The sequence below is a fragment of the Streptomyces soli genome, assembly GCF_003999195.1.
Classification (GTDB): Bacteria; Actinomycetota; Actinomycetes; order Streptomycetales; family Streptomycetaceae; genus Actinacidiphila; species Actinacidiphila soli.
The window spans coordinates 1-7,181 of sequence record NZ_RJVR01000008.1 but is presented as its reverse complement, the minus strand read 5'-3'; the positions used below and the strand labels follow the sequence as shown (position 1 = coordinate 7,181).

8 protein-coding genes, 1 tRNA gene and 1 pseudogene are annotated in these 7,181 nt (G+C 67.4%); 5 read left to right on the top strand and 5 right to left on the bottom strand.

The genetic code is table 11. The annotated features are described in order from the left end of the window. A partial coding sequence (locus EFK10_RS00560; protein WP_164835746.1) for a FadR/GntR family transcriptional regulator occupies nt 1-599 on the top strand: 599 nt, incomplete at its 5' end. A gap of 910 nt (nt 600-1,509) precedes the next feature. Here the strand turns inward: EFK10_RS00560 and EFK10_RS00555 are convergent. Beyond that, nucleotides 1,510-2,430, bottom strand: a pseudogene (locus EFK10_RS00555) (integrase); the annotation flags it as partial. Between EFK10_RS00555 and EFK10_RS46860 the strand changes: the two are divergent. Together EFK10_RS46860 and EFK10_RS00550 are read left to right on the top strand one after the other, a co-directional pair. Continuing rightward, nucleotides 2,427-2,511: transfer RNA gene (locus EFK10_RS46860), tRNA-Thr, on the top strand. The pseudogene EFK10_RS00555 and the gene EFK10_RS46860 overlap by 4 nt on opposite strands. Nucleotides 2,512-2,593: 82 nt before the next feature. Beyond that, entirely contained in the window at nt 2,594-2,797 is a 204-nt protein-coding gene (locus EFK10_RS00550) for a hypothetical protein (RefSeq protein ID WP_127353827.1), read from the top strand. A 91-nt stretch (nt 2,798-2,888) separates the two neighbouring features. Here EFK10_RS00550 and EFK10_RS00545 read toward each other — a convergent pair whose 3' ends face one another. The 4 genes from EFK10_RS00545 to EFK10_RS00530 are packed head-to-tail and all read right to left on the bottom strand — an operon-like array spanning nt 2,889 to nt 5,859. After that, on the bottom strand, nt 2,889-3,590 hold the full coding sequence (locus EFK10_RS00545) for a hypothetical protein (protein ID WP_127353826.1): 702 nt from the start codon (nt 3,588-3,590) through the stop codon (nt 2,889-2,891). After that, the gene (locus EFK10_RS00540; protein WP_127353825.1) at nt 3,478-4,170 is read right to left on the bottom strand and encodes a hypothetical protein; all 693 of its coding nucleotides are present in this window, start codon (nt 4,168-4,170) and stop codon (nt 3,478-3,480) included. The genes EFK10_RS00545 and EFK10_RS00540 overlap by 113 nt, the downstream gene beginning before the upstream one ends. Next, the gene (locus tag EFK10_RS00535; RefSeq protein ID WP_164835745.1) at nt 4,167-4,646 is read right to left on the bottom strand and encodes an RICIN domain-containing protein; all 480 of its coding nucleotides are present in this window, start codon (nt 4,644-4,646) and stop codon (nt 4,167-4,169) included. Before EFK10_RS00535 ends, EFK10_RS00540 begins: the two co-directional genes overlap by 4 nt. Next, nucleotides 4,597-5,859 carry a GMC family oxidoreductase gene (locus tag EFK10_RS00530; RefSeq protein WP_127353823.1) on the bottom strand — a complete coding sequence of 421 codons (1,263 nt, stop codon included), beginning with the start codon at nt 5,857-5,859 and terminating at the stop codon, nt 4,597-4,599. The genes EFK10_RS00535 and EFK10_RS00530 overlap by 50 nt, the downstream gene beginning before the upstream one ends. Before the next feature lie 144 nt (nt 5,860-6,003). Between EFK10_RS00530 and EFK10_RS53005 the strand changes: the two genes are divergently transcribed. Continuing rightward, the gene (locus EFK10_RS53005; RefSeq protein WP_127353822.1) at nt 6,004-6,570 is read left to right on the top strand and encodes a cupin domain-containing protein; all 567 of its coding nucleotides are present in this window, start codon (nt 6,004-6,006) and stop codon (nt 6,568-6,570) included. Continuing rightward, nucleotides 6,551-7,036, top strand: a complete 486-nt coding sequence (locus EFK10_RS00520; RefSeq protein WP_164835743.1) for a helix-turn-helix domain-containing protein — start codon at nt 6,551-6,553, stop codon at nt 7,034-7,036. Before EFK10_RS53005 ends, EFK10_RS00520 begins: the two co-directional genes overlap by 20 nt. Nucleotides 7,037-7,181 lie beyond the last annotated feature (145 nt).

Sequence of the window (7,181 nt, the reverse complement as noted above, 5' to 3'; positions counted from 1 at the left end):
TCAGCGTCAGCCGCGTGGTCGTGCGCGAGGCACTCAAGGCCCTTGAGCACAAGGGACTGCTGATCATCCGGCAGGGACAGGGAACCGTGGTCGCGCCAGTCACCCGCTGGGATCCGCTCGACTCGACAGTCCTGGACGCCCGCATCCGGCACGACGACGGCCTCGCTCTGCTGGACAACCTCGTCCAGGTGCGCTGCGCGCTGGAGTCCGAACTGGCGGGAACGGCGGCGACCCGGCGTACCGAGCGACAGCTGATCGAGATGAACAGCGTCCTGGCCGAGATGGAGCGCGTGCTCAGGCGGCCCGAGCAGTACCTCGCCCTGGAAGTCGAGTTCCACGATCACATCATGCAGATGGCAGGCAACGACGTCGCGCGAGCGGTCGTGACAAGCATCCACGATCACGCCCGAGACAGCAGCAGGTACTGCGGCGGTGAGCTCGACAAGCAGATCGCCGCCGCCCACCTCGGTCACGCCGCGATCGCACAGGCGATCACCGACGCCGACGAACTCGCAGCACGCACCGCGATGCGCGCGCACATCCTGGACTCCTGGCATTCCAAACAGAGCCGGCAAACTGGATGCTGCTCGTGCCGATAAATCATCCGTGCTGGTCGTGTGCCACGAACGCTGACGGAGGAGTCGATGTAGAGGCCTTCGCAGGCGGGCTGTGCAGGAGATGGAGGTAGGTCCTCCGGAGCCACTCTGCAGGGGGAGGCTCCAAACCGCCGCAGGCTGTGCCGTTTAAGGCGCCGGTTGTGGTGAGCGCTGTGCTAAAAGGCGCGGCTTGATCGCGCCAGGTACCGCTTTACCGGCCGTCTCACCTGGCGAGCCGTCTGCAGGAAATGCCGGCTCAATTGCGGCCATTGCGGTCGATCAAGAAGGAAGTACCCCCGCACAGAGCTCGCATGGACATGAAGCTCATCGGGGCCGTCTCCCCTCCAACGACCCGCGAACCTGCCCCCTGCTGCCTTCCCCAGACCCGCACCCGGTGGCAACGACGGCAGGGGTTAGCGGAGGTGAGGGGGCGCCGAGCGCGGTGCCCACTGGCGCTGCGGTGAGAAGGGACGGCGTCTCGGGCAGCCAGGACCGTGGTCAGGAGCCCCGCCTCGTACACCGTCGGGATGGCGCCGAGCGCGCGCACCCGCTCCTGATTGGCCTGGGACGCGGTACCGATGACCGTGGCGCCGCGCGCGACGGCGAACTGCACGGCGACGACGCCCACCGCGCCGCTCGCGCCGTGGATGAGCGGCGTGTCCCCGGCGCCGACCTTCAGCAGGTCGATAGCGCGGGTCGCGGTGTCCACGGCGACCGGGAGTGTGACTGCGGCCGGGTAGTCCACGCCGTCGGGCAGTGCCGTGCACGCGCTGGCGAGGGCATACTCGGCGTACGACCCGGCGGGCGCGTCGGCCCAGCCGACGACCCGGTCACCGACGGCCACACCGGTGACGCCGTCGCCGAGGGCGTCCACGACCTGCGAGTGCCGATTATTACTTCCGGGCAGGTCAGGCGCGTGTGCGTACTCGTGAAGGATGCCACCGAGTCGGTCACGTCGATAGATGTCCAGCCGGTCGAGTCGGTCGGGGTTGGTGATCGGTTCGGGGGCTGGCCGCCGGGGTGCTGCGCAGGGTGCGGTGGGGACGATGCTGGTTGTAGAACACTGCGAACTCGGCGAGTGCGTGGAGCAGGTGGGCCTGGTTCCAGACCAGGGTGCGGTCGAGTAGCTCGTGTCTGCAGGTCTGCACCCGCACCCAGCCTTCGGCCGGGCCCCCTGTTCCATGATCGAGTTCATGCGGGAGACGCGGATGCCGGTGGTGACGACCTCGATGCCCTCGGCAGCGAAGACGGCGTCGAATGCTCGGGTGTACTTGCTGTCGCGGTCCCTGATCAGGTGTGTGACCGTGACGCCGACGTCCTGAAGGTCCATGATCAGGTTCCGGGCGGCCTGGGTCACCCAGTCCGCGGTGGGGTGTGCAGTGGCGCCGAGGACGCGAATGCGGCGATTGGCGTGTTCGATGACGGCGAAGACGTACACGCTCGTGCCGTTAAGGGTGGTGGCGGTGAAAAAATCGCAGGCCAGGATCGCGTGGGTCTGGCTGCCCAGGAAGGCGGCCCAGGTCTGGCGGTCGCGTTCAGGAGCGGGCTCGATCCGTGCTGCTTCAAAATCTCCCACACGGTGGAGGGTGCGATTTTGATGCCGAGGGCAGCGAGTTCACCGTGGATGCGCCGGTAGCCCCACCCGGAGTTCTCGCGGGCCAGGCGCAGGACAAGAGCCTGGACGCTGCTGGGGGCACCTCCCGGCCAAAGGCTGGGGGAGGGTGGGTGGTCGGCCGGGCTGCTTACGACGGGAGGCGTCGGCGTGGCGGCGGCGCATGAGGTCGCGGTGCCACCTCAGAATCGTGTCCGGGGAGACGAAAATGAGATGTGGCAGCCCTAGGAAGCACGAGGCGGCACGATCGCTTTCGTACTCGTAATGCGTAGGTCTCGGGTTCGAATCCCGAAGGCGGCTCCATGGTGAACCCCAGAGGCCTGCTGGGAAGGCAGTCCGCCGCCCAGCGCGTGTGTGGCGGTGTCCGCGGACCGAAGCCGCGACGGTGCCGGTGCTCAGGGAGGCGGTCTGCGCGGTGGTGCCGAAAAAGACGGCCGCGGTGCCCGAGACTGCCGGGGTCGTCGTCCCCCAGGATGTCGCCCATGGTGCTGAGAAGCTCGGCGATCTCCTTGGGGCGCTGACTCAGAAGGATCCGCTCGAGGACTTCCTATTCCCGGCCGAGACCCACGCCGCCGTCGGGTTCCCCTGAGAACCGGGACATGACATGGCGGAATCCCATTTCCGGGCCATCGGGAGGATTCTTCGCAGCGTCATCTCCATGGCGATCCGATCGCTCTGCCCTACCCGTGGTATACGACGCGTACGACGATCGCGTCGGCCGACAGCTCATCGAGGTAGGCGTTGAAGTAGCGGCGGAGGTCCAGGCCCGCGATGCCGCGCCATTGGCCGTCCAGGGTCAGCAGGGCGTTGGTGGGCAGGACGGCCGAAGCCCGCTCCTCCACGTAGGCGGCGAGGTCGTCGCCGATGCCGCCCACCGGGTAGCTTCCGATCCGATCGCGCAGGTCGGGCCGTTCGTCGTGGAGAGCCTTGAGGATGGCCTGGCCGAGGTACTCCTCGTGAACGCGGCGGGGCGGGTAGGCGGGGTCTCCCCGGTGCTTGTCCCAGAAGTAGTCCAGCGGGCGGGCGGCGGGGTGGCGGGCTGCGAACTGGTGCCAGTCGTGGAAGTCGCGGGCGGCCGCGGCGGCCACGGGCCGACGGGCGGCGTCGAAGTCCAGGAGCCGACGTGGGCCGCCGTCGCAGGTGCCGGGCGGGAAGACCCGGGGTTGGCCTCGTAGGTCCAGCTCGCCCCTGATGAGGCGGGGGTCGTCTTCGGACCTGTGGAGCACGGGGAATTCACAACCACGGCCGTCGATCTGCCAGTAGTCCCACTCACCCATCCACTCGGGGTCGTCGGGGACGTCCTCGCGGTTGTAGTCGTAGGGGGCCATGGCCACGCTGATGGCCTCGTGGACCTCCCCCCTGTCGCAGGGGGGAAGGCACACGGTCACGTTTTCCTTCACCATGGGCGCTCTGCCTGCTTCTCTCTGGTTTTCCGGTGCTTCTAGGTCGGCGGCTGGCGGCCGCAGGGGGGCCCATGAGCCCGGTCGGGTCGCAGCCGGTCTTTTCCCAGTACTGGTAATCGCGCATCGCGCCGTAGATGGTGAAGAGCTCGCCCACGACGCCGAAGGCGCCCATGATCTTACCCATGCGGCCTCCGCCGCCCCCGGTCTCCGGTTCGGCGAGGGTGGGCGTTCTCGGGGTCTTGCCCGCCTGCTCGCCGGGGATGATGGTGAGGGTTCCGCCAGGGACCTTGCGGATCAGCGGCTGCAGTCGATGGGTGTCGAATTGGTTGTCTGGGAAGATCACCCGGACGTTCTTGTTGCTCACGAAGCGGTCCCGGATCGCCTCCGCCTCGGCCTGGCTCTTCGCCACGTAGACCACGTTCTGGGTCTGGCCCTTGCCCTGGGGGTCCATCTTGTTGCTGACGGCCTTGGCGGTCGTGTCCGGGTCGAACACCTTGGCGTTGCTCTCGTTGGCGTCCCATGTCTCGACGCTGACGATCTTGCCGTTCTTCCAGGTCACCTTGATGAAGTCGGCGGTCGCCCCGGCGGCGGTGTGGTTGCCGTCGGCGCCGTGCCAGAGGCCCTTCTTGGGAACGACACCCTGTCGTCCTGCCAGAGGTACTGGGAGCCGCTGCCCTTCTCGGAACCGTCGTAGTACTTGCCCGCGTTGCGCAGGTCCTCGTTGTACAGGCTCTTGTCCGCGGAGCGGACGGTGAACTTCTGCGCGGCGCTGCCGTCGCAGGTGGCGAGGAGGATCTTGGTGCCGTTGACGGTGCCGTTGACGGCGGCGCACTTGCCGAGGACCTGGAGGGTGTCGCCGGTGAGCTTCCACTGCTGGGCGAGGGTGTTGTTGCAGCTGTAGAGCTGGACCGGGTTGCCGTCGGCGGTGGAGCTTCCGGCGTCGTCCAGGCACTTGCCGGACAGGCCCGCTATGGGGCCGGAGCCGTCACCGAACTTCCTCCTTCCGCCAGCGTGCCATGGCGTCCGAGCCGCCAATCTCGCGGGCAAGGCGCAAGCCGGCCAGCATTCCGGCGACGTCACGCTCGTCGGTGAGGAATCCGGGGTCGACCAGTGGCGCGGCCCCGGGATCCGCCGACGCGAGTCGCACCGAGCCGCGGCTGCGGGGGCGCAGCAGACTGAATCCGATGGTGAAGCCGCTCTCCGGGCCGAGCATCGCGGACGGGGTGAGCGGGACGTCGCAGAAGAGGACGTGCATGTCCGGCTCATCCAGCGTCTGATCGGTGCGCAGGGCCCCGAGGATGTCACCGTGGTTGTTCTCGCCGGGCGGGACGGGGCGCGCGGCGGCGTAGACAACGCTCCCGAGCGGGTGATCGGACAGGTTCTCACCGACACCGGGCACGTCTGCCACGATCTGGATGCAGTGCGAGCGCAGGGCGTCCGCCGGCCCGATGCCGGACAGGTGCAGCAGCTGAGGTGAGCCGATCACTCCGGCACAGAGGACGACCTCGGAGTCGGCCCAGGCCGTCCACCTCTGGCCGTTGGCCTCCGCGTACTCCACTCCCGTGCAGCGATTCCCCGAGATCATCAGGCGATGGACTTGTGCGTCGTTGATGACGGTGAGATTCGGCCGACGCCGCATCACCGGACGCAGGTAGGCGTCGGCGGCGGACTGACGGTTGCCGTCGACGATGGTCATCTCGTACCAGGACGCACCTTCTTGATCGGCGCCGTTTAGGTCGGCCGAGTAGGGATGACCCAGTTCCTTGAATGCCGCCAGGCAGTCGACGGCTGCGGGGGGCTGCCGCCGGGGAGCCATCGGATGCATGGGGCCGTCGGTGCCGCGGTAGTACGGGTCGCGTCCCTCGGTCGTCTCGCTCCGGCGGAAGTAGGGCAGCAGGTCGTCGTATCCCCATCCCGTGGCCCCGGCCGCCGCCCAGTCGTCGTAGCTGGAACGGTGCGCACGGACGTGCGCCATCGCGTTGATGCCACTCGAACCACCCAGTACCTTGCCCCGCGGATACGGTAGGACGGCCCCGTCGAGACCGACCTGTGCAACGGTGTTGAAACCCCAATCGACCTCGCTGCCGATCAGCGTCGGCCAGGCAGCCGGCACACTCATGGCCGGCGGGCCTTCGGCTGCACCGACCTCCAGAAGCAGCACGCGCACACCGGGGTCTTCGGAGAGGCGTGCCGCCATCACGGACCCGGCTGTGCCGGCGCCCACCACAATGAAATCGTGCGCACGCATGTGTGCCCCTTTCTCTATTTGCCTCAGCACATCTCAAATACGCACCAACCATGCTCATTCGTGTGACACCTCACGGACTACCCACATAGCGCGCAGTGCTGGCCAGAAAACGCGGTTGCGTGAGACCGCTGTAACGTGGACGTCATGTCCAGGTATGCACCAGGTGCTGTGCCTTTGAGCGATCATCGGTCGCTGTCAGTGAATGCCTCGTCCTGGGCCCGCACGTCCAGCGTGGATCGCGCAGGGGAGTTGGCACGTTCGGCCTTCTATGAGCAGACGCTGAGGCCTCTGGCCGAGCCCGAAGGCTTTTCGATGGAGCAGCGCGTCGTAGGCATGGGCCCTGTGACCCTCAGCGACGTCACGTTCGGCATTGATGTGCGGATCGATTGTGACGGGCCGAGGGACACATATCACGTGAATCTGCCGCTCACCGGCCATGTGCGGTCGGAGCACCGGGGACAGCGTGTCATCGCTGTCCCGGGGCGGGCTGCGGTGTACCTGCCAGATGGGGAGACGGCGCTTCCTCTGTGGGCCGGTGGCACGCGCGACCTGAGTGTCAAGATGGACCGCGCGGCGGTGGAGCGAGCGCTGAAGGACCTGCTGGGAAGCGAACCAGTGCTCCGGACCAGGACAGATCGCGTTCGAGGCGAGTATGGATGTCACGGAGGGGGCCGCCAGAGACTGGGCCCAGTTGGCGCTGCTGCTGAATGAGCAGCTCGCTCGGCCCGAGAGCCTGGCACACGAGCCCCTGGTCGGTCGTCCACTAATGGACAGCCTCGTTCGCGGTCTTCTACTGGCCGCGGACAACCCATACCGACAGGCGCTTGTCGCATCGCCCGAACCTGCCCGGCCGACGGCCGTTCGCACCGCCATCGATGTCATGGAGAGCGAGCCGCAGGAGCCGATGACGGCGTCGTCCCTTGCGAAGCAGAGTCACGTCAGCGTTCGATCGCTGCAAGAGGGCTTCCGGCGCTACATGGGCACCACGCCCATGAGGTATCTGCGATCTGTGCGGCTCCGCCACGCCCACGAGGAACTGCTGGCGGCCGACCCTTCCGCGACAACCGTGGCGACCGTCGCCTTCCGGTGGGGTTTTTCCAACCTCGGCCGGTTCGCTGCGGAGCACGAAGCCGCGTACGGCACGCAGCCGGTGCAGACGCTGCGATCAGGGCGTTAGCTCGCGCTTTCACCAGTGTGCTTGTCCGGGCCTTGAGCTGACGTTGCCCAGTCCGTACCGCTACGGTGTGGCCCGGATGTGGAGCATTGTCGCAGTGGCTCGTACACAGCGAAGTCCATGGTCTCTGCGAGAGCGAAGGCGACGG